Source organism: Nocardiopsis mwathae (assembly GCF_014201195.1).
Lineage (GTDB): Bacteria > Actinomycetota > Actinomycetes > Streptosporangiales > Streptosporangiaceae > Nocardiopsis_C > Nocardiopsis_C mwathae.
Map to the genome: position 1 here is coordinate 3,965,568 of NZ_JACHDS010000001.1, position 26,434 is coordinate 3,992,001.

The 26,434-nt window shown below is 66.2% G+C and carries 26 protein-coding genes; 8 read left to right on the forward strand and 18 right to left on the reverse strand.

What is annotated here, in order from left to right:
- Nucleotides 1-384: 384 nt before the first annotated feature.
- Nucleotides 385-1,698: a hypothetical protein gene (locus tag HNR23_RS17205; protein ID WP_184076733.1), complete on the reverse strand. Its 1,314-nt coding sequence runs from the start codon at nt 1,696-1,698 to the stop codon at nt 385-387.
- Nucleotides 1,699-1,922: 224 nt separating this feature from the next.
- On the opposite strand from HNR23_RS17205, the gene HNR23_RS17210 reads away from it, so the two are divergent.
- Nucleotides 1,923-3,095, forward strand: coding sequence for an alpha/beta hydrolase (locus HNR23_RS17210; RefSeq protein ID WP_184076735.1), 1,173 nt, complete (start codon nt 1,923-1,925; stop codon nt 3,093-3,095).
- A gap of 38 nt (nt 3,096-3,133) precedes the next feature.
- The gene (locus HNR23_RS17215) at nt 3,134-4,261 is read left to right on the forward strand and encodes an alpha/beta hydrolase-fold protein (RefSeq protein ID WP_184076737.1); all 1,128 of its coding nucleotides are present in this window, start codon (nt 3,134-3,136) and stop codon (nt 4,259-4,261) included.
- A 428-nt stretch (nt 4,262-4,689) separates the two neighbouring features.
- Here HNR23_RS17215 and HNR23_RS17220 read toward each other — a convergent pair whose 3' ends face one another.
- The 5 genes from HNR23_RS17220 to rox all read right to left on the reverse strand — a co-directional run bounded on the left by HNR23_RS17220 (nt 4,690) and on the right by rox (nt 9,523).
- Nucleotides 4,690-5,025: a histone-like nucleoid-structuring protein Lsr2 gene (locus tag HNR23_RS17220; RefSeq protein WP_184076739.1), complete on the reverse strand. Its 336-nt coding sequence runs from the start codon at nt 5,023-5,025 to the stop codon at nt 4,690-4,692.
- 512 nt (nt 5,026-5,537) lie between these two features.
- Nucleotides 5,538-5,927, reverse strand: coding sequence for an RNHCP domain-containing protein (locus tag HNR23_RS17225; RefSeq protein WP_184076741.1), 390 nt, complete (start codon nt 5,925-5,927; stop codon nt 5,538-5,540).
- 364 nt (nt 5,928-6,291) lie between these two features.
- Nucleotides 6,292-7,032 (reverse strand): class I SAM-dependent DNA methyltransferase, encoded by a 741-nt coding sequence (locus HNR23_RS17230; protein ID WP_343070600.1) that lies wholly within the window; start codon nt 7,030-7,032, stop codon nt 6,292-6,294.
- A 252-nt stretch (nt 7,033-7,284) separates the two neighbouring features.
- On the reverse strand, nt 7,285-8,049 hold the full coding sequence (locus HNR23_RS17235) for an SDR family oxidoreductase (RefSeq protein ID WP_184076745.1): 765 nt from the start codon (nt 8,047-8,049) through the stop codon (nt 7,285-7,287).
- A 10-nt stretch (nt 8,050-8,059) separates the two neighbouring features.
- On the reverse strand, nt 8,060-9,523 hold the full coding sequence (gene rox / locus HNR23_RS17240) for a rifampin monooxygenase (RefSeq protein WP_184076747.1): 1,464 nt from the start codon (nt 9,521-9,523) through the stop codon (nt 8,060-8,062).
- 258 nt (nt 9,524-9,781) lie between these two features.
- Here rox and HNR23_RS17245 point away from each other — a divergent pair, with 258 nt between their 5' ends.
- The gene (locus HNR23_RS17245) at nt 9,782-10,786 is read left to right on the forward strand and encodes an FAD-dependent oxidoreductase (protein WP_184076749.1); all 1,005 of its coding nucleotides are present in this window, start codon (nt 9,782-9,784) and stop codon (nt 10,784-10,786) included.
- Nucleotides 10,787-10,858: 72 nt separating this feature from the next.
- Here the strand turns inward: HNR23_RS17245 and HNR23_RS17250 are convergent, their stop codons facing one another.
- From HNR23_RS17250 to HNR23_RS17270, 5 genes are all read right to left on the reverse strand, one after another.
- Nucleotides 10,859-11,809: an aminoglycoside phosphotransferase family protein gene (locus HNR23_RS17250; protein WP_184076751.1), complete on the reverse strand. Its 951-nt coding sequence runs from the start codon at nt 11,807-11,809 to the stop codon at nt 10,859-10,861.
- Between the two features lie 212 nt (nt 11,810-12,021).
- On the reverse strand, nt 12,022-12,306 hold the full coding sequence (locus HNR23_RS17255) for a hypothetical protein (protein WP_184076753.1): 285 nt from the start codon (nt 12,304-12,306) through the stop codon (nt 12,022-12,024).
- Nucleotides 12,307-12,341: 35 nt separating this feature from the next.
- Nucleotides 12,342-14,396, reverse strand: coding sequence for a serine/threonine-protein kinase (locus HNR23_RS26365; RefSeq protein WP_246421786.1), 2,055 nt, complete (start codon nt 14,394-14,396; stop codon nt 12,342-12,344).
- A gap of 310 nt (nt 14,397-14,706) precedes the next feature.
- Nucleotides 14,707-15,243 (reverse strand): putative immunity protein, encoded by a 537-nt coding sequence (locus HNR23_RS17265; protein WP_184076755.1) that lies wholly within the window; start codon nt 15,241-15,243, stop codon nt 14,707-14,709.
- A gap of 255 nt (nt 15,244-15,498) precedes the next feature.
- Nucleotides 15,499-15,729: a DUF6199 family natural product biosynthesis protein gene (locus HNR23_RS17270; RefSeq protein WP_184076757.1), complete on the reverse strand. Its 231-nt coding sequence runs from the start codon at nt 15,727-15,729 to the stop codon at nt 15,499-15,501.
- A gap of 237 nt (nt 15,730-15,966) precedes the next feature.
- Between HNR23_RS17270 and HNR23_RS17275 the strand changes: the two genes are divergently transcribed.
- Complete coding sequence (locus HNR23_RS17275) at nt 15,967-16,662, forward strand: hypothetical protein (protein WP_184076759.1); 696 nt, start codon at nt 15,967-15,969, stop codon at nt 16,660-16,662.
- A 115-nt stretch (nt 16,663-16,777) separates the two neighbouring features.
- Here the strand turns inward: HNR23_RS17275 and HNR23_RS17280 are convergent, their stop codons facing one another.
- The 3 genes from HNR23_RS17280 to HNR23_RS17290 all read right to left on the reverse strand — a co-directional run bounded on the left by HNR23_RS17280 (nt 16,778) and on the right by HNR23_RS17290 (nt 20,949).
- Entirely contained in the window at nt 16,778-17,491 is a 714-nt protein-coding gene (locus HNR23_RS17280; RefSeq protein WP_221308157.1) for an Eco57I restriction-modification methylase domain-containing protein, read from the reverse strand.
- A gap of 220 nt (nt 17,492-17,711) precedes the next feature.
- On the reverse strand, nt 17,712-18,317 hold the full coding sequence (locus HNR23_RS17285; protein WP_184076761.1) for a hypothetical protein: 606 nt from the start codon (nt 18,315-18,317) through the stop codon (nt 17,712-17,714).
- A 1,384-nt stretch (nt 18,318-19,701) separates the two neighbouring features.
- Nucleotides 19,702-20,949 carry a hypothetical protein gene (locus tag HNR23_RS17290; RefSeq protein ID WP_184076763.1) on the reverse strand — a complete coding sequence of 416 codons (1,248 nt, stop codon included), beginning with the start codon at nt 20,947-20,949 and terminating at the stop codon, nt 19,702-19,704.
- A 101-nt stretch (nt 20,950-21,050) separates the two neighbouring features.
- On the opposite strand from HNR23_RS17290, the gene HNR23_RS17295 reads away from it, so the two are divergent.
- Nucleotides 21,051-21,455 (forward strand): hypothetical protein, encoded by a 405-nt coding sequence (locus HNR23_RS17295; protein ID WP_184076764.1) that lies wholly within the window; start codon nt 21,051-21,053, stop codon nt 21,453-21,455.
- A 24-nt stretch (nt 21,456-21,479) separates the two neighbouring features.
- On the forward strand, nt 21,480-21,716 hold the full coding sequence (locus HNR23_RS17300; RefSeq protein ID WP_184076766.1) for a hypothetical protein: 237 nt from the start codon (nt 21,480-21,482) through the stop codon (nt 21,714-21,716).
- 565 nt (nt 21,717-22,281) lie between these two features.
- On the opposite strand, the gene HNR23_RS17305 is transcribed toward HNR23_RS17300, so the two are convergent.
- From HNR23_RS17305 to HNR23_RS17315, 3 genes are all read right to left on the reverse strand, one after another.
- The gene (locus tag HNR23_RS17305) at nt 22,282-23,199 is read right to left on the reverse strand and encodes an aminoglycoside phosphotransferase family protein (protein ID WP_184080499.1); all 918 of its coding nucleotides are present in this window, start codon (nt 23,197-23,199) and stop codon (nt 22,282-22,284) included.
- Between the two features lie 261 nt (nt 23,200-23,460).
- The gene (locus tag HNR23_RS17310) at nt 23,461-24,153 is read right to left on the reverse strand and encodes a hypothetical protein (protein ID WP_184076768.1); all 693 of its coding nucleotides are present in this window, start codon (nt 24,151-24,153) and stop codon (nt 23,461-23,463) included.
- Between the two features lie 6 nt (nt 24,154-24,159).
- A complete protein-coding gene (locus HNR23_RS17315) occupies nt 24,160-24,900 on the reverse strand; it encodes a hypothetical protein (RefSeq protein WP_184076770.1) in 741 nt (246 codons plus the stop codon).
- Between HNR23_RS17315 and HNR23_RS17320 the strand changes: the two genes are divergently transcribed.
- Together HNR23_RS17320 and HNR23_RS17325 are read left to right on the forward strand one after the other, a co-directional pair.
- Nucleotides 24,899-25,417, forward strand: a complete 519-nt coding sequence (locus HNR23_RS17320) for a winged helix-turn-helix domain-containing protein (RefSeq protein ID WP_184076772.1) — start codon at nt 24,899-24,901, stop codon at nt 25,415-25,417. The two genes, HNR23_RS17315 and HNR23_RS17320, sit on opposite strands and share 2 nt — an antisense overlap.
- A gap of 12 nt (nt 25,418-25,429) precedes the next feature.
- Nucleotides 25,430-25,768, forward strand: a complete 339-nt coding sequence (locus HNR23_RS17325) for a transposase (RefSeq protein WP_281382003.1) — start codon at nt 25,430-25,432, stop codon at nt 25,766-25,768.
- Between the two features lie 136 nt (nt 25,769-25,904).
- On the opposite strand, the gene HNR23_RS17330 is transcribed toward HNR23_RS17325, so the two are convergent.
- Entirely contained in the window at nt 25,905-26,420 is a 516-nt protein-coding gene (locus HNR23_RS17330) for a hypothetical protein (RefSeq protein ID WP_184076774.1), read from the reverse strand.
- Nucleotides 26,421-26,434 lie beyond the last annotated feature (14 nt).

The window sequence follows — 26,434 nt, forward strand, 5'->3', positions numbered from 1 at the left end:
CACGCCAAAAACCCCGGACGAATCCGGGGCGCCGAAAGGCAGCGCGAGGGGGCAGCATAACGCAAATCAGAAACGTATGTCCACTTTTACCATGAACTTCAACCTCGGTGCCGCCATCAATATCGCACAGCCGCGCTGACGCGTCAACTCCGACAGGTTCCCGGGAGTCATCGGCCCGTATCGGCCACTGCCGGGTGTGCGGGGCTTACCACTACCGTTCTGAGGTCGACTCAGCCACCACGGTGGAAATCGGTGACCACCGGCACAGCACTTCTCCCTCCTCACTCAGGGATATTCCCTGCCGCGTTTCCGGCACCGAGCCGGGGATTCGCGCAGGACCGCACGGCGATCCGACGCGCCGGGGATCCCATCGGTGCGGAATGCCTAGACCTCGCCGCTCGGACTCTCCACGACCTCCAGGCCGGGACGGGCGGTCCGGATCGCGCCGAGCAGCCGCGCTTTGCCCGACACGTCCACCGGCACCACGACGCTCCCGTCTCGAACCGCGGCCCAATACGGCGCCGCGGCCGACGCATCACCGGACGACCCGCCGGACCCGGCCGAAGGAAGAGGGCCGTCGAGGAACAGGGTCACCGTGGTGTGCTCGAAAGGGATGTAGCTGAACCAGGGGCGCCGGAAACCGGTGTGGCCGACGGCCGAATCGATGCGCTCCCACGGCAGGAAGACGGTGCCGCCGCGGAGCCACCACCTGCCCTCGGAGACGAGGGCGACACCGTCGGCGCCGACGCGCACCCCCTGTCGGGTCATGAAGCGCGGCACCAGGTAGGCGATGCCGACCAGCGGCACCGCCGTGATGACATGGATCAGCCACAACTCCGCGATCCGCTCCCCCTCCCCGCTGATGAGGAATCCGCCGATCAGCACCGCGTCCAGCGCCGCGAGGAGCGGGCCGAAGTGCAGCGTGAAGTGCCACCGGCCCTTCCGCCGGTCGACCCTCCGCACCCGGATCCACGCCCCTTGCGTGCAACGGTCGGGTGGGTCGTCGGACGTGCCGGGGGCGGCGTCCCGCCATCGCACCCGGCGTTCGGGCGCCACCTCCGCGGGGTCGGGTCCGGGGTCGCGGAGGCGCTCCGGGGCGACCTCCTCGATCCGCTCGCGCACCCGCGATGCCGGTCGTCCGGTGAACACGAGCCGGTCGTAGCGGTGAGGACCACCCCGGCGCGGGTCGCCGGCCGGGACGAACACCGTGAACCCGGGCGGGCTCACGTGGCTCCCGTCCGGAGCCACGTGGACCTCCAACGCCGCGCGCCGCGGCATCCGGCCGCGATATCGGCGCACCACCACACCGCGGATCGCACGCCACGGAAGGAACAGGTCCTGGCCGGCCGACCACAGCAGGGGCCGCTGCGCCGCACGCAGCCCCAGCGGCGTGACCTCGACCCCCTGCGCGGCGAAGTACGTCGGCATCACCCACAAGTTCGCCCCCGCGGTCATGACCACGGTCATCGCGAACACCACGCCCAGGACGACAAGGAAGATCCCTGGCTGCTCCCCCTCGACCCACAGCACGACAGGACCGGCAACGAACGGCACCGCGACCACGCTGACGAACGCGAAGGTCAGGGGCGATCTCACACACCAGTGCAGGACGCGCCTCGGCCGCACGCTGATCCACTCGGTCCTCGGCGAGCCGCGGCTGTCCGGCTGCTCTTCCCGACATCCGCTTCCCTCGCTCATACACCGAATTATGGACACCACTGGTCGAGCACACGATCGGTGAAGCATGACACCCGCGGGTTGACCGGAACTTTGCCGCTGCTTCCTGGGATCGCCGACGACACGCTCGTAGCATCGACGGCAGGGCCTTGACCGGAGCGGCACGCAGGCGGGGGGACGACCGGTGCCGGGCGGGTCATGAGTGAGCGCGGGGACGCTGCGCCGGTGACGGGGGAGTACAGGGTTTGGCGTGGGTCGCTGCCGGAATGTGGTCGCCGCTGGTGGCGGGGGACACCGGATTCGGCCTGACGAGCGGCAAGTTCCTGCTGGCGCTGGCGCTGCTGGCGGTGGCCGCCGTCGTGCTCACCGTGTGGCTGTGGCCCCGCCTGGCCGGGCGCGGGGTACTCCCCGTCCTGGGCAGGATCGGCCTGGTGCTGCTGGTCGACGTGACCGTGCTCGCCGCACTCGCCGCGGTGGCCAACCGGGAGGTGAAGGCCTACCCGACCTGGTCGGACCTCTTCACCACCGGCTCCCAGCAGCGCATCGTGGGCGAGGACACCTCCCCCGCGACCACGAGGGCCGTCGAACTCCAGGTCACCGGCCGGACCGCCCCCGGGGTACCCGGCGGCGCCGACCCCGCGGCCGTCGGCCAGCTCCAACAGGTCTCCTTCACCGGCCCCGCCTCCGGCCTGCGTGGCACCGGGACCGTCTACCTGCCACCCGAGTACTTCGCCAAGAACGCGGACGAGCGGACCTTCCCCGTCGTCGCGGTGGTCGCCGGCCAGGGGCAGGACCCGCAGCGCCTCATGACCGACCTCTCCCCCGCCGCCGCGCAGCTGGCCGAGGCACGCGCCGGCCGCGTCGACCCCGCCATCTGGGCCGTCCTCGCCCCCTCCGACGACACCGCGCGCGCCTGCGTCGACGTCCCGAAGGGGCCGCGCGGCCTTGCGTTCGCCGGCCAGGACACGGCCTGGCTGCTGCGCGACACCTACCGCACCTCCCCCGACCGGCGCGCCTGGTCGGTCGCCGGAATCGGAGACGGCGCAGCCTGCGCGCTGCGCGCCGCCATGACCGGCTCCGACGTCTACGGGGCCGCGGTCATGCTGGGCGGCAGCCCGGGCACCCCCGACAACGGCGACCTGTACGGCGACAGCGCCGAGGTGCGCTCGCTCAGCGACCCGCTGTGGCGCCTGCGGCACCTCCCCGCCCCGCCCATCCGCGTCCTGGTCGGAGAAACGGGCGGGAAGGACCGCACCGCCGACGAGCTCGACGATGCCGCCGGCGAGCCGATGACCGTGACGGCCCTCCGCGCGACGGGCGGCACCACCGCCGCATCGTGGAAATCCCGCATGGGGGATGTCGCCCGCTGGGTCGCCCCCAAGGGCGAGGGGGCCGCTTCCCGCCGGGAGGGCCCGTGAGACCCGGACACCGCCGAACGGAACGGAGCGCCGCCTAAGTGGAACCGACCGGCACCGCCCTGCTCGCCATGCTCGGCGCCGTCGCGGCGCTTGCGACCGTCGCCGTCATCGTGTTCTGGCGCCGCGCGGCCCGCCCCGGCGTGTGGGGTGTCCTGGCCCGCCTCGGCATGCTGGGCGTGTCGGTGGTGTGCGTGATCGCGCTGATAGCGGGGCTCGCCAACGCGTACTTCTCGTTCTTCGGTACCTGGGACGCGCTGCTGGGCAGGACCGCGCCGACGGCCGACCAGGCCGGTGAGGGGAACGGGGAGGCCCCCGACTCCTCGTCCGCGCGGGTGCTGCCGGAGGACGACATCACCGCCGGGACCCCCAAGAGCATCGGCACCATGGAGAGGGTCGAGTTCAAGGGGGTGCGCACCGGGCTCGACCTGGAGGGCTACGTGCTGCTGCCCCCGGAGTACTTCCAGCCCGAGCACAAGGACGACCGGTTCCCCGTCGGCGTCGTCCTCAGTGGCTTCCCCGGTGAGGCCCGCAACCTCGTGGAGCTGCTGAATCTCCCCAACCTCGTGGGGGAGATGCGGGCCAAGGACGAGATCAAGCCGACGATCTGGGTGCTCACCCGGCCCACGGTGGCCCCGCCGCGCGACACCCTGTGCGTGAACGTGCCCGACGGCCCGCAGTCACGGATGTTCTTCGCCGAGGACCTGCCCGAGGCCATCAGTGGCCGGTACCGCACCGCCCCGACCCGGGAGGGGTGGGCGATCATGGGTGTCAGCTCGGGCGGCTCGTGTGCGCTGCGCACCGCGATGATGCACCCGTCGACCTACCGCACCGCGGTGGGCCTCGGTGCCGACCTGCGCGCGGTGCAGGACGACACCACCGGCGACCTGTACGGCGGAAGCAAGGCCTACCGCCAGGAGAACGACCTCCGCTGGCGGGTGGAGCACGCCCCGCCGCCCCCGATCGACGTGCTGCTGTCGGTCATCGCCGACGGCGGCGACGGCGACCCGGCGGCCGCGCGCCGCTTCGCAGAGCGGTCCAAGGCTCCGATGCGCGCCGAACTCCTGGAACGCCAGACCGGCGGACACAACTTCGACACCTGGCGCGGCATGATGACCGACGTCCTGCCCTGGGTGGACCGCCGCCTCCGCGTCGAGGAGGCGGGATAGCGGCGGGACGCCTCTCGACCGCCACAGGGAGGACTTCTTCGCCGGCGGAGCGATGACGTCCTCGCGGCCGAACGCCGCCGCGCCATTCGACCGCCGGGTGAGCCGCCCGACCGGTCGGCGCACCAGGCCCGCGGGACGCGAGTGACGGTGACCGCCCGGCTCAAGGGCGACCGCTTCCCACACCCCCTTCGCCGCCACGCCTTCATGGAACGGAATCCCGGACCCGCCACCAGCGGCGGATAGGGCTTTACCGGTGATCATCGCGTAGACGGCGGAACGCCACCGGCACCGGAGCCCGCACGGCTGTCGCCCGACCCGGCACGGCCCCACGCGTACCGCCCTGACCCGGTGGTCGGGCCTGTCGCCGCCCCCACGGGTAACGGCCACCTCGCCGGTGCTCGGTGGCCGTTACTCCTCCCAGTCTCGGGTCACTTGGCGGCCTTTTCGTAAGCCTCTCGGATCTCGGACGGAATGCGGCCTCGTTCGCTGATGTCGTAGCCCTTCTTCTTGGCCCACTCGCGAATCTTGGCGGTGTCCTCACGCGCAGGAGCCGCAGGGCGGGTCTTGCCACGCCCCCGCGCACGCCCCCGGCCGGATTTCCGGCCCGCGTCGATGAACTTGTCGAAGGCCTTGCGAAGTTTCCGCGCATTGGCGTCGGAGAGATCGATCTCGTAGTTCCTGCCGTCCAGCGCGAAGGCTACGGTCTCCTTGGCCTTACCTCCGTCGAGATCGTCGACCAGTAGGACCTGAACCTTCTGTGCCATGGAAAGCTCCTCCCGTCAAAGGTCGCGACTCCGACGATACGGAGCCGCGGAGAATCGGCCTGGAACGCCGGGACGCCCGGCGCCCGTGGGCGGCTCGGCCCGGGAGTTCCCCTGCGGTCGGGTCAGGCACTTCGCGGGCGTGGCGCAAGCTCTACGGGATCGGTATGCCGTGGAACCGTGTGTCGCGCTCCGATAGTGACGGCCTATCTCGACGACATGTCTTGTGTGTCTATCGCACCCAGTGTGAGCCGGTACTCTGCGACCCCCTCGCAGAATCAGTCGACCGGTTCTCCTGGTCTTATAACCATTCACGCCGGAGGGCTAACTTTAAACTTCGCCACGCGGCCGATCCCCGCGTTTCGACTTCGGCCTTCGCGGGTTATCCTCACCGACCCGTGCGATCGCCCGCCGACCCCCCGGGCAAGCCGACACTGCGTGGGGGCGGGTATGCCGAACGGGCCGCCCGGCACGGGTGCGTACCGGGCGGCCCGCGTGCGGTGCGGCGGTGCCCGCTACAGGGCGGCGAGCCGTTCCAAGGGGAACGGCGGTGCCGCCAGCGGACGTGCCGCCATACGGACCAGCACCAGCGGGTTGTCGTCGCCCGCGGTGCGGTTGGCGCCGAGCTCGTCGCAGGCGGTGCAGCGGTGGATGATCACCCACTCGCCGTCACCGCGCACCGAGATCGCGATCGGCTCCATCCGCGCGCCGCACTCGGCGGCGCGGTCGCCGGGCACGTCCCGGTCGACATGCCTGCTGTACAGGCAGTTCGGGCAGTGGTTGCGGTGCCGCGTTCCCGGCGCGCTCATCGGCACGTCGAGGCGGCAGTGCAGGCAGCGGAACGCGTCGGCGCTCGCGTTCCGTCCGGAGCGCGGCCGTGCGCGCTCGTCGCGTCGTCTGGACACGGAGTGGTGGCTCCTTGCGAGAGAGAATCCGGCGGTGCTCGGAGCCGAGCGCCGCGAACCGCCCCCGCGAAGGGCCCGTGCCGGGGTTCCCTCCCCGGCACCTCACCGGCTCACGCGGTCGGGCCCTCCCGGAGGACGACGGCACTCGGCGCCGGCCGGGGTATACGCCACTGCTTTCCGCACATAGGACGACACTCGTTTCCGCAGGGGACGACCATGGATCCGGACCGCACCCGCGGACCGGTCCGCCGATTCAATCTCGTTCACGGGGAGCGGCGCAACGCGTTTTTCCGACGCGGCCCGCCGCACACCGCGCCGACGGAAGGCCGCAGCGGCCGGGGCCGCGCGGTGGGGCGGCCGGCGGTCAGCCGGCCTGCTTCTCCCAGACCGACACGTGCTTCCCGCTGTCGCCGGTGAAGGGCTCTCGCCCCCAGTCGCCCCACCGGTCGCGCAGCCGCAGCCCGGCCAGCTGCGCCATCAGGTCCAGTTCGGAGGGCCACACATACCGGAACGGAATCGAGCGGAACCGGGCCCGCCCATCGACGACCGTGACGTAGTTCGAGCTCATCGCCTGGGTGGCGACGTCGTAGACGTCATAGGCCACCCCGTTCTCCCCCACCTGGAACGGCACGGCCGTCTGCCCGGGCGGGAGCTTGCGCAGCTCGGGGACGCCCACCTCGATGACGAAGCACCCGCCGGGGCTGAGGTGTTCTGCGGCGTTACGGAAGCAGGCCACCTGGTCCGCCTGTGTGGTGAGGTTGTTGATCGTGTTGAAGACCAGGTAGACGAGCGAGAACCGCCGATCCACCCGGGTCGTGGCGAAGTCACCGATCGTCACGCCGATCTCGTCGCCTCCGGGCTTGGCGCGCATGCGCTCGACCATCGCCCGGGAGAGGTCGACACCGTGGACCCTCACCCCGCGGCGCGCCAGCGGCAGCGCGATGCGGCCGGTTCCGACGCCCAGTTCAAGAGCGCTGCCGTCCGTCGCGAGCCCCTCCAGGACGTCGACCGTCGTCTCGATCACGTCCGGCCGGAACGCGTCGGACTCGGGGTCGTCGTAGGTGGCCGCGACATCGTGTCCGAAGTAGCCGTCGTCGTTCGTCACACCGCCACCGTAGAACGGGAGGCTCCCGCGGGCGAGCGGATTTCGCGGTGCCCGGGAAACGGCTGCCGATGGGAGGACTGCGCGGGTCGGCTCGGGCATCGGTGGAGACCCGGTACGCCGATCCACGGGAACGACCGGCGTCCTCGGCGGGTGTCCCGAGCCCGGTCCCCGTCGCGCACCTGCCCTTCGGGGCCGCTGCGGGCTCGGGCCGCGCGGGCCTCGCGGGCCGCGCGGCCCGTCAGCCGCGGCGCATCACGGCTCGGTGCGGTGGATGCGCATCGGCCCCCAGGCCTGCACGACCGGCATCAGCTCGACGCTGTTCACGTTGACGCGCGGGGGCTGCGAGGCGACCCAGTGCACCGTCTCGGCGACGTCCTCCGGGGTGAGCGGTTCGGTGTTCGCGTACGGCGCCTCGGCACGCTCATCGTCGCCGCCGAAGCGGACGCTGGAGAACTCGGTACCGCCGACCAGGCCGGGCTCCACGCAGGTCACCCGCACCCCGGTGCCGTGCAGGTCGGCCCGCAGGTTCCGGCTGAACTGCTGCACGAACGCCTTGGTCGCGCCGTAGACGTTGCCGCCGGGGTAGGGGTAGCTCCCCGCGATCGACCCCATGTTGACCACGTGCCCGGCCCCCCGCTCGACCATCCCGGGCAGCAGGGCACGCGTGCAGTGCATCAGGCCCGCGCAGTTGGTGTCGAGCATCTGCTGCCACTCGCCGGGGTCGGCCTCGTAGGCGGGCTCCAGGCCCAGTGCGAGTCCGGCGTTGTTGACGAGCACGTCCACCTCGGCGAAGGCGGGCGGCAGCTCGGCGACGACCCGCTCGATGGCGGCCCGGTCGCGCACGTCCAGCGCGACCGGCAGCACGGCGTCGTCACCGAGCTCCCTGCGCAGGCCGTCCAGACGGTCGGCGCGCCGCGCGGTGGCCACGATACGGGCGCCCTCGGCGGCGAAACGGCGGGCGATCGCCGCGCCGAAACCCGCGCTGGCCCCGGTGATGAAGATGGTTCGCTGCTCCATGATCACGAGCCTAGGACCCGGCCGCCTGGGGTCGCCGCTCCGGGGTGCCGGTGGCGGGGCCGAACCACGTCGGCAGGTGGGCGAGGAGATCCTGCTGGTCGTCACCGACCCATGCCACGTGGCCGTCCGGCCGCAGCAGCACGGCGGGCGCGTCCAGTTCCTCGCTGCCATCGACGACGTGGTCGACCCGGTCGGCCCAGCCCGCCGCCGACAGCCGGCCGGTCCGGTCGAGCAGGAGTCCGCGGCCGCCGTGCAGCAGCGCGTACAGGCGGCCGCGCTCCAGGCCGATGTCGCGCATCCGCCTGCCGACCAGGTCACGCCCCGCCCCGAGGTCGTAGCGGACCCCGATGGCGGTGATCTTCTCGATCAGGTACCGGTTCACCTCGTCGAAGTCCATCAGCTCCGACACCAGCCGACGCACCGACCGCGGCCCCGGCTCGGTGGACATCAGCTCCATCTGCGCACGCGTGCCGTCCAGCACGTCTGCGGCGACCGGGTGCCGCTCGGTGTGGTAGCTGTCCAGCAGCCCCTCCGGCGCCCAGCCGCCGACCTCGGCGGCCAGTTTCCAGCCGAGGTTGAACGCGTCCTGGATGCCGAGGTTGAGGCCCTGCCCGCCGGCCGGCGGGTGGATGTGCGCGGCGTCGCCGGCCAGCAGCACCCGGCCGGTACGGTAGCGCTCGGCCAACCGGGTGGCGTCGCCGAAGCGGGAGAGCCAGCGCGGTGAGTGCACGCCGAAGTCGGTGCCGGCGACCGCCCGCAGCCGCCGCCTGAACTCCTCAAGGGTCGGCGGGGTCGCGCGGTCCTCGGCCACCCCTTCGGCCGGAACGACGACACGGAACACCCCGTCGCCGAGGGGTGCGGCGCCGAACCGCTTCTGGGTCGTGCGGATGTCCGCGACGACCTCGGCGACCGTCTCCGGGTCCTCGGCGACCTCCAGTTCGCCCAGCAGCGTCTCGACCTTGGCGGGCTCGCCGGGGAAGCCGACGCCGAGCAACTTGCGCACGGTGCTGCGGCCGCCGTCGCAGCCGACGAGGTAGCGCGCGTGCAGCCGGGTTCCGTCGGCCAGCTCGGCGCTCACCCCGTGGTCGTCCTGGCTCAGTCCGACCAGTTCGCGGCCGCGCCGGATCTCGGCGCCGAGCTCGGCGGCGCGCTCGGCCAGCAGGCGGTCGGTGGTGGTCTGCGGGATACCGAGGACGTAGGGGTGCGCGGTGTCCAGCCGGTCGGGCGCGGGCTTTTCGATGCCGGCGAAGAAGACACCCCCGAGCGGGTACTTGCGGCCGTGCGCGAGGAACCGGTCCAGCAGGCCGCGCTGGTCCATCACCTCGATACTGCGCACGTGCAGGCCGAGCGACCGGACGTAGGCGGCCGGCTCCGTGTCCTTCTCCAACACCAGCACGCGCACGCCGTGCAGCCGCAACTCGGCGACCAACATCAGCCCGGTCGGTCCCCCGCCGACCACGATCACGTCGAACATGACATCCCCCCGCGGACGCGAATGCGATTCCACCGACCGCTCCGCGCATACCTGATCGCCACAGAAACCGGCTTTGACCGACGATTCTCCGGCACATCCCGGGCCTTGCGGCAAGTCCCCCGGTGCGCTGTACTCTGAAAGTGGCAGGGAGGTTTTTCCCTGCCTTTTTCGTCCGCCGTGACCGGAAACCTCCACACGATGCCGGTCCGGTGCCCGCGTCTTGTGCCGCCGGATGGCGGTGACCCATCATGGGGCACCATGGCCGTTCACTCGCCGCCCCTCACCGCCGACCGCGAGAGCACGCCTCCCCACCGCCGGATCGCCGTCATCGGGGCGGGTGTCATGGGGCTCAGCATCGCCCACGCCCTTCGTCTGCGCGGCCACGGCGTCACCGTGGTCGCCGACCGGTCGGCCACCGACAGCGTGTCCGGGGTCGCGGCCGCGATCTGGTTTCCCTACCGCAGCGGGTCCTCGCCCCTACTCGCCTCCTGGCTGCGCCGGTCCAAGGAGCGCTTCGAACGCCTGGCCGCCGACGACGCCTGCGGCATCGACCTGCGGGCGGGCACCGTGGTCGAGCGGGACGAGCACGCCGACCGCTCCTGGGCCGCGGCCGTCGCCGACCCCCGCGAGGCGCCGGCCGAGGCGCTTCCGCCCGGTGCGGTGGCCGGTCTGCGGGCGACCGTGCCGGTGATCTCCATGCCCCACTACCTCGCCTGGCTGAACCGGCGCTGCGAGGAACTGGGGGTGCGGTTCGACCGGCGCACGATCACCTCCGTCGGAGAGCTGGAGGGCGAGGCCGACCTGGCCGTCGTCGCGGCGGGGATGCGCTCCGGCGACCTGCTGGACGACCCCACGCCCTACCCCGTCCGCGGCCAGGTCGTCCGGCTCCCCAACCCCGGCCTCACCGAGTGGATCACCGACGAGGACAACCCCGCGGGCATCACCTACGTCGTCCCGCGCCGCGACGACGTCGTCTGCGGCGGGACGGCCGACGTCGGCTCGTACGCCGCCGAGCCCGACCCCGCGACCGAGCAGGCCATCCTCGAACGCGCGACCGCCCTCGTCCCCGCCCTGCGCGGCCTCCCGGTCCTCTCCCGAGCCGTGGGCCTGCGACCGGCCCGGAACACCATCCGCCTGGAACCCGTCGAGGGCCACCCCCTACCTGTCATCGCCTGCTACGGCCACGGCGGCGCCGGCGTCACCCTCTCGTGGGGCTGCGCCGAGACCGTCTGCGACCTCGTCCCCGCCCAGGGGGCGGCCTGACCGCAGTCCATCGCATTCTCCGCAAGCGATGCCGCAGACGCGGCACGGGCTCCGGCCCGCGCTGCGCGCCCGTCAGGCCGGCAGGCCTCCGGCGAACGGCATCGACCGCCACTGCTCGGGGAGTTCGCGCATGGCGTCCGCGAGCATGGGGAGTTGCGGCGCGAGGGCGAGGCTGGCGAAGGCGACCAGCATCCCCACGGCGTTCGCGAAGGCCAGGACGTCGGAGTTCAGCGTCCGCATACCCCTGCGCCGCGCTTCGCGGTTGTAGGCGGCCTCGCACTCGGGGCCGACCAGGGCCACGTCCCACTCGACGGGGCCCAGCGTCACCATCTCGAAGTCGGCGTACCGGTCCCCGTCCACCGCGTGGAAGATATTGGCGACCGGGGAGTCGCCGTGCACGGGCTGGACGCCGATCCCCGGGAACGTCTCCTCGAACAGCGCGCGCGAGCGGGCCACGGGTTCCAGCACCCGCCATTCGCGGCGCATGCGGTCCAGGTCGGCCGGGTCGATCAGGTCGGGCCGCTGTTCGAGCGCGGCGATCCCGTCCTCGATGAACCGCGGGTCGGCCGCGGACAGGAACGACAGCTCCCCCGGATAGTCGCGCATGCCCGCATGCAGACCGGGGACGAGGCCGGCGTTGGCCACGTAGTCGGGCTCGGAGTCCTTGGCCTCCTCGACGAACTGCCAGAACGTCATCGCGAACCCGTCGTACCGGACGGGTTCCGCCGGAACCAGCGGGCTGGGCGGGATGACGGGGGTCCCCCGGTCCGCGAGCCACCGCACCATGTCCAGTTCCGCACGCTGCCGCCCGGCGAGGCCGTCGAGGTCCGCCTGCTGCGGCACCACGGTGAGAACCCGGGCCACGACCGGAGAGGGGGCCAGGTGGACGACGACGGAGAACACGTCGTGCAGCACCTGGGGATCGGTCACGGTGAGCCCGAGCCCCCGCCCGGCCTGCACAGCCGCATCGACGGCACGCGAAGTTCGCTGGGCGATCTGCTCCGGTGTCATGAACGCACTCATGAGGCGATGGTCCCACGAGAGGACCACTGAATGGCCGACGAGAGCGGCCGAGGCCGGCGATCGAAAGACCTGCATTCCCCACAGCTCCTCCTGACCTGGTGGTCATGCCGCGGTACCCGGCCACTCGGGTGACGGCCCGTGCAAGGGCTTGGAGCGGAGCGGCGCCACGCCTCTCCGGTCCCGCCCTCGGGATCCCGACGTCGACGATCGCTCTATGCGCTCTGGACGCCGCCCCCGAGCGGTCCGCGATGGAACGCATCGCCTAGGGTGACCGCGTGGATCGCCCCCTCGACTTCCAGGACCGGGTTTTCGTCAACTTCCGCGACTTCGACTTCGCCACGCCCGGCGTGCACGGCTACCGCTGGGTGGACATCAGGCGATTCCGCCGACGATCGGACACGGCGCGCCATGAGGACGTCCTCGCCGAGCTGATCGGACACGTTCAGTTCAGGGACGGGTACGCCGGCGACGGCGTCGACGTGAACGGCACCCGGCACGGCCCCTACTGGATCGGCACCATCACCCCCGCCGCCTACGCGCCGATCAGCCCAGCGGCGGCGGCCGACCTGCTGGGCACCTGGGCGGGACAGTACGGCGACGTCCCGAGCGGCCTCGACGCCGCCCTGAACTCACACGTGTTCGGGCCGCTCCGCACCGCCACCGCCCTGTACCGCCTGGACGACCTGGGCGAGAAGGCGTTCCACGACTGGGGCGGAATCCACGTCGACTTCCACGAACTGGTTCTCATCGACGCCGACGCCGGGACCGTCACCCTGCTCGTCGCCGCTGACGACTGAGGGCAGGGTTGCACAGGGGTACCCGGCGGTCTGTCGAGCCCACCGAGTAGCGCGCAGCCGCGCGTCGACCCCCCTGAGCTCGGGGACGTCCATCCGCGCTCCAGGGAGCGGTGTGCCGTCGCACTCGATGAAAGGCGCCCTATCGGGCCCTTGCCGGAAGGCCTCAGAGCACCTCGTGACGTAGCCCTGCCCCCATGCCGGGGTCGACAGGGCGCTTTCCCGGCCGTCGACCCCAGCCCTCCGAAGACGGGAGCGCGGCCAGGAGCACGGACGCAGCCGCAGTGACAATGGTGACGGCGAGGACACCCCCGGTGGGCCGGGGAGAGTCCCACCTCAGGGAAGAGCACGATGAACCTCAGCGCTTGCAGCGCCAGGCCGGTGCCGCCCGCCATGATCAGCCAGCGGCCGGCGGTGTTCCGCAGCAGCACCAGCAGCGCGCCGATGGCGAGGACGATCGCCGACACACTGCACAGCACCGCCTGCACCGCTGCCTCGCCGCTCGTGGCCATTCCTACGTTGACGGCGTAGGCGGCCGCGAAGGGGATGGCCGGAACCGTGAGAAGGCACGGCGACGCCATCACGGCGGCCGCGGTTCCGGCGGCGGGCCGCCTCCCGGGAGGGGGAGGACCGGGCTTCATTCCTGAGCTTTGGCCCCCGTTCCGAGAGGCCGGGGGTCGCCCGACGGGGTCGGCTTCCAGGGGCCGGGTCTCGCGAAGCTTGATGACTTCGGTGACCGCCTCGGGCAGCCATCGCCCCCCGTTACGGCCCCGGTCGGACGGCGCCATGGCGGCCAGTTCCGCCAGGACCCGGTCCAGGCCGGGCCGGGCGTCGGGGGCCTTGACCAGGCACGCACCGACCTGGTCAGACAAGGGAGCGGGCAGGGCGGATAGGTCGGGGGCGTCATAGACGACGCGGTGGGTCACCGCGTAGGCGGGGCCCTCGCCGAAGGGGCTGCGGCCTGTCGAGGCATAGGCCAGCACGCACCCGAGGGCGAACACGTCGGTCGGCGGCCCCACCTCCTCCCCGCGCACCTGTTCGGGGGACATGAACGCCGCAGTGCCCAGAATGGCGGAGGTGCGGGTGGCCGAGGCCGCGTCCAGAGCACGGGCGATGCCGAAGTCGATCACCCGGGGGCCGTCGTCGGCCAGGATGACGTTTCCAGGTTTGAGGTCCCGGTGGACCAGGCGGCAGCGGTGCACCGCCATCAGGCCTTCGGCCAGGCCCGCGCCGAGCGCGGCCACCGAAGCGGGCGGCAGCGGACCGTGGTCGCGCACCGCCTCGTGCAGGGAAGGGCCGGGGATGTAGGCGGTGGCCAGCCATGGCGGATCCCCGTCGGGGTCGGCGTCGACGACCTGGGCGGTGTAGAACCCGCCCACCCGCCGCGCTGCTTCGACCTCGGCGGCGAAGCGCCGGCGGAACGCCGGGTCGTCGGCCAGGTCGGGGTGGACGGCCTTCACGGCGACGGTGAGCCCGCCCGGCGAACTGCCCAGGAACACCCGGCCCATTCCCCCGCCGCCCAGGTGGGTGTGCAGCCGGTAGGGGCCGATCTGCGAGGGCTCGTCGCCGACGCGGCGGATGGCCGGCATCGTGGCCCCGGCCGTCGTCCCGGTGGTCGCGCCGGCCTCGTTGGAACGGGGTCCCCGGCGAGTCCACAGCACCACGACGACCACGATGACCGCTGATGCCGCGAGGGCGGCGACGACCGTCACGACAGGGCTGATGGCGGAAGAGTTCGCTGCGGCCAGACCGCGTTCCAGGATCGCCCGGCTCCGCTCGGCATCGAATTCCATGCGGCGACGCCAACCCCGGGCGTCGGACCGCGCCAGACGGCTTCCTCTCCTCGCCTTCCCGCCGATGCGAATCCCCATCAAGAACTGACGGGTCACGGCACGGCGACGGCCAACGCAAGCAGGGACCAGCGGAACGAGGAATCCCCCGGCCTTCGGCGGCCGGGGGCGCGAGTGCGTCGTGCTGAGCCCCCGGGCCGGCGAGTACCTGAAGACCGACCCGGAAACCGGATGAGCGCGGGTGGCTCGGGGTGTGCCGCGCGACGTGGCGAGTTGGAACGGGCCACGGCCTTCGGGACCGGCCGCGGCCGTCTCACAGGGAGCGAAGCGATGTGTCCAGCTCGCTCATGAGCTGGGTCGCGCGGTTACCGCGCGCCGGGGCGGCTGGGTAGCGCTTGAGCACCGCGACTAGATCAGGTGTCGCTCGCCGACGCGCCTGTTCGATTCGAGCCGCGCCGACGTCCCGGTTTCCGCCCTCGGTCAGCTCCGCCGCGCGTGCTGCGTGCGCTGCGGCCCCCAGGATGTGTCTGACCTGGGTCGACTTGGCGAGCGGGTGCAGGTAGGCCGCTGCCGCGGCATGACCGGCGGCGCGTGCCGCCTCCCCGGCGGCCTCGGTCGCCGCTTCCCGCGCAGCCTTGTGCGCGGCCAGCGAACTCGTCCGCTGCAACTTCGTGCGCCTGGCGCCGTCGACGAAAATCCACGCCGCTTCCACGGCTGCACGCGGCCGCCGGTCCTCAGGGTGACTCTCCTCGAAGATCGACAGGGCCTCCTCGGCGATCTCCGCGCAATAGCGGGCAACGACGCGAAGATCCTGGTCACTCAGCTCGACCTCGTCGGTCTCATTCGCCATGCCCTCATCCTCCCGCAGTTCCGGGAAACCAGGCTCGGTGGGGCCACCCGGCAAGCAGCCTCCGGCCACCCTCAGTGCATTCGGGGATGGCTGCGCCCCCTTCTCGACGACCTCCCACCTGCCATGCGGCGTGTCCAGAGTCACCGTGTAAGTCACGGCGACCCTGTGCACGTCGGCACAGGCCGCCTCCTCGGCACCCCGCCGCACAGAGACGGCCATGAGCTGAGTCGACCCAACGTAGCTGCCGCTCGACTCCTATTGGTGAGCGATGCTGGACGGATGCAACATCGCAATCCAAATCGCGATGCAGACGATGACGGCGGCGGCCGAGCTGACGCGCACCATGGTGAAGTACGCCTCGCTGGGCTCGTTCTTCTCCGGGTTCTTGTACTGCCATTTCGACATCAGCCACCCGATCTTCGGCCACATCGCGTTGATGACTGCGACGGCGATCCCCAGGGCGAGAAACGGGTGGAGGGGCGTCACGAGCAACTCCTAAAACTCTCAAACGGCGTAAGTGCGGACAGAATATCTGAAACACGGCGCATTCTGACGGAGCTACCGGCACGGCGTCGCTCTGCTCGTCGGGGCACGGTCGTCAACGACGGCAACCAGCCAGGCCGCCGCACGCCCCGGTCCCCCTTCGGGCCACCCGGGGCGGCCGCATGTAGCGTCGCGGCGACGCGCCGAAACCCCGCACTTCCGGAGAACACAGGAGCCCCCGTGCCCGCAGCTCGCCCCGCCGCCGCAGCAGCGGCCCTCGCCCTGGCCACCACTGGCTGCGGCGCTCTCGACCAGGTCACCGGGCCTATCCAGCAGGCCGAACGGCAGGTGGCCATCAACGAGATCGACGATCTGGAAATGCTGTGCGACGGCATCGGCGACGGCTACCCCGATTCCGCCTTCTACGCCGGCGATGGCCCCCACCCCACCGCGATGTTCTTCACTGGCAGCTCACACGACACCGATGACCACCCCGGCCCGTGGCTGGTGGAAGGCAACCCCAATGCCCGCCCCGGCGCCACCCCCATCACCGGATGGCTGCCCGACACCCTGGAGGAGGTGGCGCTGCTGGTGTGCGCCGAGGGCCACGGCCCCGCCGAAAAGCTGCGCATGTGCGACTACGAGCCTTCTGAAGGGGCGTTCGGCACAGGCACGGGCACAGGCACTGGCGGCCCCGCCACACTGCCGTTCTACAGCCAGGATTACTCGCTGACCGTCTATGAGCTGCCCACCGGCAACACGGTCTACGAGGGCGAGTTCACCTCGGTCAACGGCTCGTTCACCGGCTCCGGCATGAACCTGGACTGCCCGGACTGGGTGCAGTACGAGAGCGAGCCGAGCGAGCTGTACGCCCAGCCCAGCGCGAAGGAGATCCACCAGCAGATCGGCCACATCGTCGAGGGCGAAGCTCCGTGACCGAGGCCTGCCCACCGATCCGCACGCCCGCGCGAACACCCCAGGTCCGGCAGCGGTGGTGGCCGTCCCCTCCTGCGGCCCACTCGGCGACCTGACCATCGCACAGCTTGCCCCACTACTCACCAGACGCAAGAACCGATGGCCGTCCCCGTCGACGAAGCAGCGGCGATACCTCACACCGCACCGATTTCCCCCAAAAGGAGCGTTGCGTGGACAATCGGTGACCGCGCCTCCACAGGTGCTCGATGCGGTCACGGGAGAGGGGAACAGGGCACATGTCCGGTCTGCGACGGACGTCGGCTCGTCCGCCCATCGTCGGGTAGGCGGCGCGGTAGTGCGCGGTCCGGTCGCGGGGGACGTCTTCGAGGCGGATGTAGGGCGGGTTGCCGACGACGAAGTCGAATCCCTGGTCGGGCGGGTCCGCGAGGAGGTAGTCACCCTGCCTGACCCACGCCTCCACCACCGCATCAACACTGGAAGCCGCCCAGCCGTCCGCGAGCAGCTGTGCGCGGACCACTTCCTGGGTCTTCTTGACGTTGAGCGGAATCAGGTCCAAGGCCTGTGCAGCGTGGACAGCGTCGGCGATGTCCCGCCCGTGCGCCCGGCACGAGGCGCTGAGACGCCGGGTGACCGCCATCATGAAGGCCCCGGCCCCGCACGCTGGCTCAGCGAGCCGGAGACTGGCCAGATCCCGGTCCGCGGTGTACCCCACCAGATCGAGGATCAGGTCGACGACCCAGCCACGCGTGAAGACCTCCCCGTGCTCCATCGCGTCGGCGGTCGCCTGAGACAGAGGGGCGGCAGGCTCGTGAAGTCCCAGGATTGACACAGGTTGACTGTACAAGCTGCGGGCCTGGGGGAACGGAGACAACTGCGGCCAGGTTGAACGAGCACCCGGGCGAGCGCAAGCCGTGCGCGGTTGGCCAGAGTCTGGGGGCAGGGGTGGTCAGGCCGGGCACGGCGGGCGTAGTGGGAGCTAACAACACCAGCAAGAACACTCGCGCGATCCGGTTCGTATCCGAGCGAGCGCTGCTCTTCGTCAGCGTCAGTTACGGACCCGACCCATCAGGAACTTGAACAAGCTCTGCCCACTCCCCAGCGCAATGGACATAATCATCTACTTCCTTTCTGTAATCGGAAAATTTTGAATACCGGTTTTCTGAACTCAATTTAAGATACTTCTCCACAGCCTGGTATCCAGACATTTCTTTCGAACAGATTTTAATATCATTCATTCTCGAAAAGTTAACCAGCGCCTGGTCTACGGAATCAAGAGAATTGGCCGATATGTCAAGATCCTTAGTCCAATTTCCGTCTATGTCATTCCATTTGTCGTGATTCACTTCCACCACATACCTCCCATCGCCATTCTCATCAATAATGCCAATTCCCATAAGGATGGGGAGATCTCCATCCACCATCCCATTTACCGCCTCTCTGTTTTCTTCGACGCTCCCTGAATCCAATAGAGATTTCATAATTTGAACGCGGACCTGCCTAGCCTTCCATTCGACCGCGACGTTCTCAGCCAATGACGCTTCGGTGTCCACTTTCGAATCAGCGTCGTCCCCATGCGGAACACTCATACAACCAGCAGAAATGAACACTACACCAAAAGCAAGAATCCCAAACATTGGCATTCTTACGGCGGTCACCGCATCATTCAATGGCCTCACCTCTCGACTGGCGCCTTAACCGTTCGCCAATGATCATCGCTTTTCCGGCAAACAGAATTGTCGGAATGGCGATAATAAACGCGATGGACTGGCGGCGGATTCGGCGAGCATCGCACACTACGTTGGCCCTCTCCGGAGTTATATTTGCGCCATCATACCAGTCCCATTCCAGTCTTTGTACCCACGAAGTGGAGCGCCCACACCAACCGTCGAATCGCAAACAATAAGAGGCTCCATCCAGTTATTCCTGTTTGCCATTCCCACCGACGGCGTCACCGAAAGCGCAACAACGATTACAAACCCCAGAGTGGACCACGCCAGGCACCGCTTTCTTCTTCGACTCTCGGAATCACGCGACGAGTTCATTTATTCCTCTGCATCAGACTTGACGCCCATTGACTTATCCATGGCCGAAAGCGGAAGTTGCCATCCTAACCAAACAGCCCACTTCGGTTACCAAGGCGCAGACGCCCACATCATCCCCCCGTTGAATGCTGGGATGACGACCCTCTCATCGCCCAGCACACCCGGACGTTCAACCACCTCTAACGCGCGCACTGGCCTCGCGCCGAGAGCGCGGGGTCGCGCTAATACTCCAGCCGCACTTGGAGATCTCGGTCTGATCGACGACCGGACATAAGACGGCCACAGCTGTGACCATGTGGGTGTATACGAACCAAACGATCGGCGGTGGCCGTGTCGCCCACTGTAGTAAAGGTCGACCCTGACGCGTGGGCGTACAGCTTCGGCGGCTTGTTCTCCCAGGTCCTCGCCCCGTTCTTCAGCCGCAGGGAGAATGCCCATGCCTCAGTCGGCAGCTCCCGGCCCTCTGGAGCGGGGGGCGGGGATGCGGTGGCCCGGTTCCCGTCTCTACCGGCCTCAGCTGGGGACTCCTGCGGGGTTCCCCTGACCATGGGTCCACAGGTCCTGAGCTGGGTTCAGTGAGCTCATTTCGTCCTGAATTCGCAGATCGCGCCCTGGCGACGGCTGCTTGCTTTGCCTCACGCCACGAAGAAGACCCTGGCAGATGGTTCGCCAACCGCGAGCGACAACCGGTCCAGGGAATTCGATGCTGTTCTACCTGCCGCGCTGCCGTTTTCAGGCCGGACGCTTTGGGGCGAGCAGATCCAAGGCTCTCACGGTCTCGATCGCCTCGGTGATGTCCCCCCGGCAGTGTGCCCTACACGAGGCGCTCAGACGGCGGGTGACCGCAATCATGAAGGCTCCGGCGAAACACGCCAGCTCAGCGGTCCTGAGCCTCGCCAGAGCCAGGTATGCGGTATACCCGACCAGGTCAGGTATCAGCTCGGCGCCCCAACCGCGCTACTCCTCCCTTCAATAATTGGCGAGCCGACCCCTTATTTCAGTTGGATGAGAGTTTTCTTTCGATTACACGCTGAACCGCCGCCGCCGCGCTGTCGCCCAATTTCCATGCTGCAGGATCGGCCAAAGGGATTTTGTTGCCAGATGCGTCGTTGGTGATAAAGTACGTACCCTCGAAATCATCGACGGAGATGACCCCATCAGAGATCAGCTCACTCGCAACCAAACCAATCATCTTATTTTGCGTGGTCGCGGGATGCCCGATCAATACGTACTCTGGAGGCGCAGCACGATCGGCCAATGGCGCAGGAATATAGTTATCAACTTCCCTTACGGCCGACCATGGATAGAGATCGTCATTTTCTCCACTCCGGATATCAATGGCAATATAGTTTCCCCCCATCTCGCCTTTCACTATAGATGTCGCCGGATCACCGTTGGTGTATGGCATCTGCAACGCATCTGCGTAGCTCAAGTTTGGTGGGTTCTGAGATTCCCAGGAGCGACTCCACACCTCATTTCCAGAGAAAGAGTCCAAAGCTACAACATCAGCTTCGTTGGTGGCTTCACAGGAATACGAAAGAGTGACCAACCCTTGGCTAGTCACAATACTGTCGCCCATTGCATCCTCGTTGGGGCCCAGTGAGCAATCAGATGGCACCTGGAAATCCCAAAGATAGTCACCTGACTCTAGGGAATGAGCTTCTAGTGACTTTCTTCCATCAGTGTCCAAAACACTGATACGAGAATCAGACGTCAACCAGCGAACTCGCCTTTCCAGATCCTCCTGCGAATTCGAGATAGAGCTGTCCGAGACTACTTCTCCCGTCGCCGCCTCGATAGTAATTATTCTCCCCACAGGCCCAAGTAGGCTCATAGAGTCAAAGGAGAGAACAACCCTTTGGTCATTATAGTCACCATACTTGTCTATCGGAGTAAGTCCCGCTGAGATCGGCGCGCCCCGATATGAGTACGACCAACGGACCTTCAGTGAGTCATTATCAACCGAGACAACACCGGTCTCAAGTACAGCGACTGTTCCATGACCTGCTCTGAGTAGGTGCTTTACTTCGCCGTATTCGCTTCCAGTGAGACTCTTACGAACTTTATCGAGATCATCCTTCGAGTACGCGGGGCGCACGCTGTCTAGCCCTGCAGAGGCTCCGTCACTTTCCACGCTCTCGATCCCCCAGTTACGAAGGGATAGATCAGCAACAAAGACGGAACCCGCAGTCAGCACGGCTGCAAGTACTGCGATTTTAGCCCTCTTGCCTCGCCAGCTCTCCATCGCATCCTCACTTCTACAGTTAAGTTAAGTTCAACTAGGACCAACGGAAATGGGAAACAAACACTTTCCCGCTGCCATTCAGATATCCTGGCTATCCCTCTATGACAATCGTCGCTACCTCACAGCATCAATACCGCTTTCAAAACGACGTGGCATTGGGAACGATGGCAGCAACTCCTTGGGTGCATCATTTCATAAAAAGAAGCAGCTTGGCTACTTCACAGGCAAACCTAATCCTTCTTGCTATCCGCGCCCTCAACCTTCTTCATAGGATCCGTGTACTGCTTGCCAAACTGCTCCACGTACTTCCTAAGCCTCCCATTGAGGTCGTCTGGGCTTTTGTTCTCACCGAGCACACTCTCAGGTATTTTTCCGAGAGTGTTTTTTTGCAGATCTCCGGTGTGGCTCTCGCTTCCATAATCCCATGCGTGCGAAGTGGTCGGGAGCTCGCCATCAACGAAATGGAAGGATACGTCCTCAGGGTCGATGACGCCATCCTCCAGTAGAACGTGTGTTGCCTGGAGAATTAGGTGGTCCTGGACAGCAGCTTCATCACCAAGTGTAAGCTTTTTAATTTCTTCGCCAGAATACTCCGGGGTTCTTTTCCCGACCTCATGAGAAACGAATTCTTTTATCCGAAAGCGGCCAAGTGCTTATCGAGCGCCCGCGACCACTACAGGGAGAAGAGCGTCGCCGCAGCTCTGGGGAGTCCCTGCGTCAGCGCTGTCCAGGCGAGGGCTCACCCCCACTCGCTGGGACAGCTGTGAGGGGTGCCCAGCTCACAGGCCGGGCACCCCTACGGGGCCGAGTCGGAATCAGTGGAGGAGGCCGAGGGCGTGGGAGAGGAGCATTAGGGCGAGGATCGTGCAGGAGTAGGGGAGCTGTTCGTAGAGGGTGAACAGCGCTCGGGTTTGGCCGGCGGTCTCGGCCAGGATGCGGTGCTTGTAGGCGTAGTAGGCGCGTCTGCGGGCCTGGCGGGTAGGCCGAACGGTTGAGGCGGGCCGGGGCCGGGTGGGCGTTCTGGTGGCCCGCTGGCCCGAGGGGCGGGCGGCCGGGCTCGTGGGGCGGGTTGCGTGACAGCGGACAGTGGATATTCCCCCAGGGACGGCCGTTTGAGGCCCCACCCACGGCCACGACACTCCCCGCTCGCGGCCAGATACCTCCCCTCCTGACCTGGACGAACACCTGTCAGCGAGGGTTGACCGGGTGAAGAGCAGCAGGGAGGCGCCGTCACCAGGCTCGTGCGCGGCGCTGCCACTACCAGCGCCAGAAACGCCTCATCGATCACTAAGTGCGGCTGGAATACTAGTTGGCGGACCCTTAATCTATGCTTCAAGACTGATCCGCGATCAGGCGTTGCAGGGAAGCCTCCGCTGGCGGGCCCCAGGTAGCTTTACCACCCGGGCGGCCATGGACTCCGTTATCACCGATGATCAGGCAAGCAAGTGCCTTGATTAGCGCCCAGCCGCGAGCGCGGCGCAGAGTCGCAGCGTCAACAGCGGACGAGTAGGTTTGATAGAAGCGGTCGATGACCCCATCGGGCAGAAGGATCCAACAAGCAGCCAGGTCGCAGGCCGGATCCCCCGCGCACATGTCGCCAAAGTCGACCACGCCGCAGAAGTTGCCGTCCCTTGTCAGAAGATTCGCCGGGTGCAAGTCCCCGTGCAGCCACAGGGGCGGACCTGTCCAGTCAGGCGCAGCTAGCGCATCCTCCCAGACCTGATGTACGGCATCCGGGTCGGCAATCAACCCACGATCGATTGCCTCGTTGAAGAAGTGCGCGAAGCCTTCACTGATATCGGCCAGCGACCCACCTCGGCCATTCCGGCCAGCAGGCACGTCGGTAGGCGCAGGCTTATGTAGGGATGCCAGAAAAGCCGCCAAGGTATCGGCTGCCTTGTTACCGCGAGTCGCAGGAGTGCGGTCAGCAGGTTCGCCGGCGACCCAGGTCGTGACAATCCAGGGACGCGGGAACCGCTCGGAAGGCTCACCCAGACGCTGTGGCACAGGTACTTCCAAGGGAAGTCGGGGCGCTATGGCAGGTAGCAAGGTGTACTCCTTAAGGAGTAAGTCGCCTGCGTCCCCGGTGGCCCAAGGCAGCCTGACCGCAAGGTCGTCGCCGAGCCGCCACAGCTGATTATCCCACCCGTGAGCCCCAAATGTCAGCGGCAAGTCAGCCAAGTCAGGGTGCTGGTCGCGGAGTAGCTCTGCAATCAGATCCGCGGTAATCTCACTCTCTGTGCCCTCCATAAAAACCACTCTACTCCTTTGCTTCAAGCAGAAGGGTTATAGGGGTGGGCGCATTCTCGGATTCTGAGAGTACAGTGGGAGCGCGCAGGTCACGTCGAGACCGGCCAGTAAATTCTGGCCTCGGGACGCATCACCGAAACCGGCAACGTCCTCGCTAACTCCGGCGGCCACTGGATGGATGTCGCGGCACTCGGAGATCCTGTTGGGTCCGAAGCACTGATCCGCAGGCGAACCGATCAACCCCAAAACCTGACCAGGCACCTATAGCTTGTCTAGAACCTCGCGAGCAACATAGGATGACATATCAATCAATTCCTCATCGTCGTAGATTGATTTATCCTCATTGGCATCTACTCCAAAGTACCAAACGTTGACCCTATACCTGTCTTCCACTGCATAGAGATTGGCGATCGCCGGCCAACGCATGTCAGTGACTATGTTGACTCTTGCATCTTCACCGACACCTTCAACTTCTTTTCCTTTATGGGAGTTTGGCAGAACATAGCCAGAGTAAGGGTAGGGTGAAACAACGAGACCGATGCTGAGATTGCGAAGCTCCCCGCTCTCCTTGTCTTCAGCCTCCCAATAGCAGGACAGCTCTAGCTCACCGCTAGAATAGTTAGCAGAATCTGGATCCCCCAAATCCTCCACCAGTTCGCCGCCTCCTGCCACCCCAAGAGCCCTCTCTAGAGCATCATCCGGGAGAATCTCGCAAAGGTTAGGCGGTGCAATATCAACTGGGTTTCTAAATTCCTTCGATGAGACTGGTGATGGGGAACTTGAATCATTGGCTTTTTCGCCATCAGATTTCGGTTGAGCACAAGAAGCCATCGAGGCCATGATTACCAGCGAAGCAATGGCCGAACGACCAAGAGGTCCTACACCAAAAGAAAATGAATAAGGCCTCAATTTCCTCCCCTTCTCAAATTCAGGATATCGTCTCCTCGAAAGCAAATCCTTTTATTCATCTTTCAGCATGTTCTCCAATTCTCCGGACCTCAGGCTCTCGCGCCCTTCCTTCGTATTCTGGTAGTGAAGTTCACGCTTCGCTTTATTATAGCTACCGAACGAGTCTTCGGTGAACCGTCCCATTTCGGCGATTTCCCTAGCGGAAAGCTGATCGAGGATCTTATCCGAACCTGCCGCGCTGCTGTATTTATCTCCCTCACTACCCCCATCGGTAGGCTCATACCTCCATTTCTCGCGGTCGAATTCAATGACGTTTCCGTTCATCATCTCCTCCGGAATTTTCTCTCTAATCTCTCCACTTTCACCTGCGTTTATCTTGCGTTGGATGAGATGCAGAAGCACCTTTTCTCTAATTTGCTCCTCATCAGTATATCCGTCAGTTCGTTGGTCTACCATTCCCGGGGCCTTGAAGAACTTCTCTAGAGCCTCATCCTTCACATAGCCCCCAACAGCAGCGGCGACTTCTCCTCCGAATTTTAGATTTCCAAGAGAATTTTCCCCAGCGTCCCCTGCAATTTTCCAAAGCTTCTTGATTCTCTCATTCTGCTGGTACTCTTCCTCATAACGCAGCAATGATTCATTTCTCAGTGCAGTGTCAACAAGCCCACCAAGGGTACCGACTGCAGATCCATTCTCCACTGGCCTGCCTTCTGCAGCGTACCTTCGCATAGTAGCTTTTTCGTATCCTTCAGCAACATTGATCGTCTGTGCCGCTATATCGTCCTCGGACATGAGGTACACGGCGACCGGAGCGCCGCCGAAGCTCACGGATGACGAACGGGGCAGGCTGTACAACTGGATCGTCGGGAGTGACCCCCGGAGGCACGGCTTCGAATTCGCCCTGTGGACGCGGGAGATCATCACTGATCTGATCAAGCGGAAATTCGGTGTCGGCTACACCCCTCAAGGAATCGGGAATCTCCTGCGCGGAATGGGACTGTCGCCGCAACGCCCGATCGTCCGGGCCTATGAACAAGACGCCGAACAGGTGCGGGCATGGAAGGAAGAGGAGTACCCCCGTATCCAGCAAGAGGCCGTTTCCGCAGGTGCGAGCATCTTCTTCGGCGACGAGGCCACTGTGCGGACCGACTACCACGCCGGAACCACATGGGGCGCGGTCGGCCGCACGCCGATCGTCCAGGGCAGCGGAAACCGGATGTCGGTCAATATGATCTCCGCCGTCAGTGCGCAAGGAAAGATGCTTTTCTCCTTCGTGGACGAGGGACTGACCAGCGAGGCGTTCATCTAGTACCTGGCCAAGCTGCTCAACGACATTCCCGGCAAGATATTCCTGATCGTCGACCGCGCGCCGTCGCACACCTCGCGAGCGACACGGAAGTTCGTCGAGTCCACGCGGGGAAGACTCACGTTGTTCTATCTTCCGCCGTACTCCCCGCAGCTGAATCCCGATGAGTGGGTCTGGAAGAACATCAAGAACGACAACGTTGGACGGGCTGCTGTGCGAACACGCGACGAGATGAAGAAACGGATCGATCAGGCGGTGGAGCGGCTCCAGAGCACTCCCGAGATCGTCCGCGGCTTCTTTCGGGATGTCGATCTAGCCTATATCGCTAATGCTGATATGTGGCCAGCAACTTAGTTTCTGCTTAGTAAGAGAATGATGGTCTATTTAACTACGTCTGTGGTGATACTCGCCCTGCCATTCTCGCAGCTTTCTCATCACTCCACTCGCTCCGTCGCTGCTCTGAAGCAGTATCGAGCCGTGATTGGCTGTCTTACTCCTCACAGTTGAGATAGTCATCAATCTGCTCTCGATACGCCGCAAAGGAAGACAACACGTCATCGGAATGGGACTCCATGTACATATTTGCAGCCTCATACCCGCGCATATCAGCACCACAAATGGAAATATTGCTGGCGTCCATGTAGTCGCTTAGGGCCTGATCAACATCTGATGCCGACCCACTATCAGGCAACTTCCCTTCCCAGAACTCACCATTCCATTTTTCGTTATCTACCTCCACCTCGTAGATTTTTCCATCCAATTCGACGAGGATTCCAGAATCCATGAGGGCACCGACATACCCATCCCCCCGGACTTCATTTATGAAGTTTCGGTTCTCATTCGGACTCTTTGAATCAAGAATCCTCTCCAGCGCTTGGACTCTAAACTGTCTTAACTTCCATTCGTTATCCACCTCCTTCTGAGAGGCGTTCGGAGAGGGGCCGCCCTCAGGGTCGCCATCTCCCAAGATCCTTGAGTCGCATCCTGATGAGAGAGCAGCGCTCACAATGAGAGTCGCCG

Excerpts from the sequence above, each read along its gene's own strand:
- HNR23_RS17205 (WP_184076733.1), bottom strand. The coding sequence starts at position 1,698 with ATGAGCGAGGGAAGCGGATGTCGGGAAGAGCAGCCGGACAGCCGCGGC.
- HNR23_RS17220 (WP_184076739.1), bottom strand. The coding sequence starts at position 5,025 with ATGGCACAGAAGGTTCAGGTCCTACTGGTCGACGATCTCGACGGAGGT.
- HNR23_RS17235 (WP_184076745.1), bottom strand. The coding sequence starts at position 8,049 with ATGGAGCAGCGAACCATCTTCATCACCGGGGCCAGCGCGGGTTTCGGC.
- rox (WP_184076747.1), bottom strand. The coding sequence starts at position 9,523 with ATGTTCGACGTGATCGTGGTCGGCGGGGGACCGACCGGGCTGATGTTG.
- HNR23_RS17245 (WP_184076749.1), top strand. The coding sequence starts at position 9,782 with ATGGCCGTTCACTCGCCGCCCCTCACCGCCGACCGCGAGAGCACGCCT.
- HNR23_RS17250 (WP_184076751.1), bottom strand. The coding sequence starts at position 11,809 with ATGAGTGCGTTCATGACACCGGAGCAGATCGCCCAGCGAACTTCGCGT.
- HNR23_RS26365 (WP_246421786.1), bottom strand. The coding sequence starts at position 14,396 with ATGGAATTCGATGCCGAGCGGAGCCGGGCGATCCTGGAACGCGGTCTG.
- HNR23_RS17265 (WP_184076755.1), bottom strand. The coding sequence starts at position 15,243 with ATGGCGAATGAGACCGACGAGGTCGAGCTGAGTGACCAGGATCTTCGC.
- HNR23_RS17290 (WP_184076763.1), bottom strand. The coding sequence starts at position 20,949 with ATGGAGAGCTGGCGAGGCAAGAGGGCTAAAATCGCAGTACTTGCAGCC.
- HNR23_RS17295 (WP_184076764.1), top strand. The coding sequence starts at position 21,051 with ATGACAATCGTCGCTACCTCACAGCATCAATACCGCTTTCAAAACGAC.
- HNR23_RS17305 (WP_184080499.1), bottom strand. The coding sequence starts at position 23,199 with ATGGAGGGCACAGAGAGTGAGATTACCGCGGATCTGATTGCAGAGCTA.
- HNR23_RS17320 (WP_184076772.1), top strand. The coding sequence starts at position 24,899 with ATGAGGTACACGGCGACCGGAGCGCCGCCGAAGCTCACGGATGACGAA.
- HNR23_RS17315 (WP_184076770.1), bottom strand. The coding sequence starts at position 24,900 with ATGTCCGAGGACGATATAGCGGCACAGACGATCAATGTTGCTGAAGGA.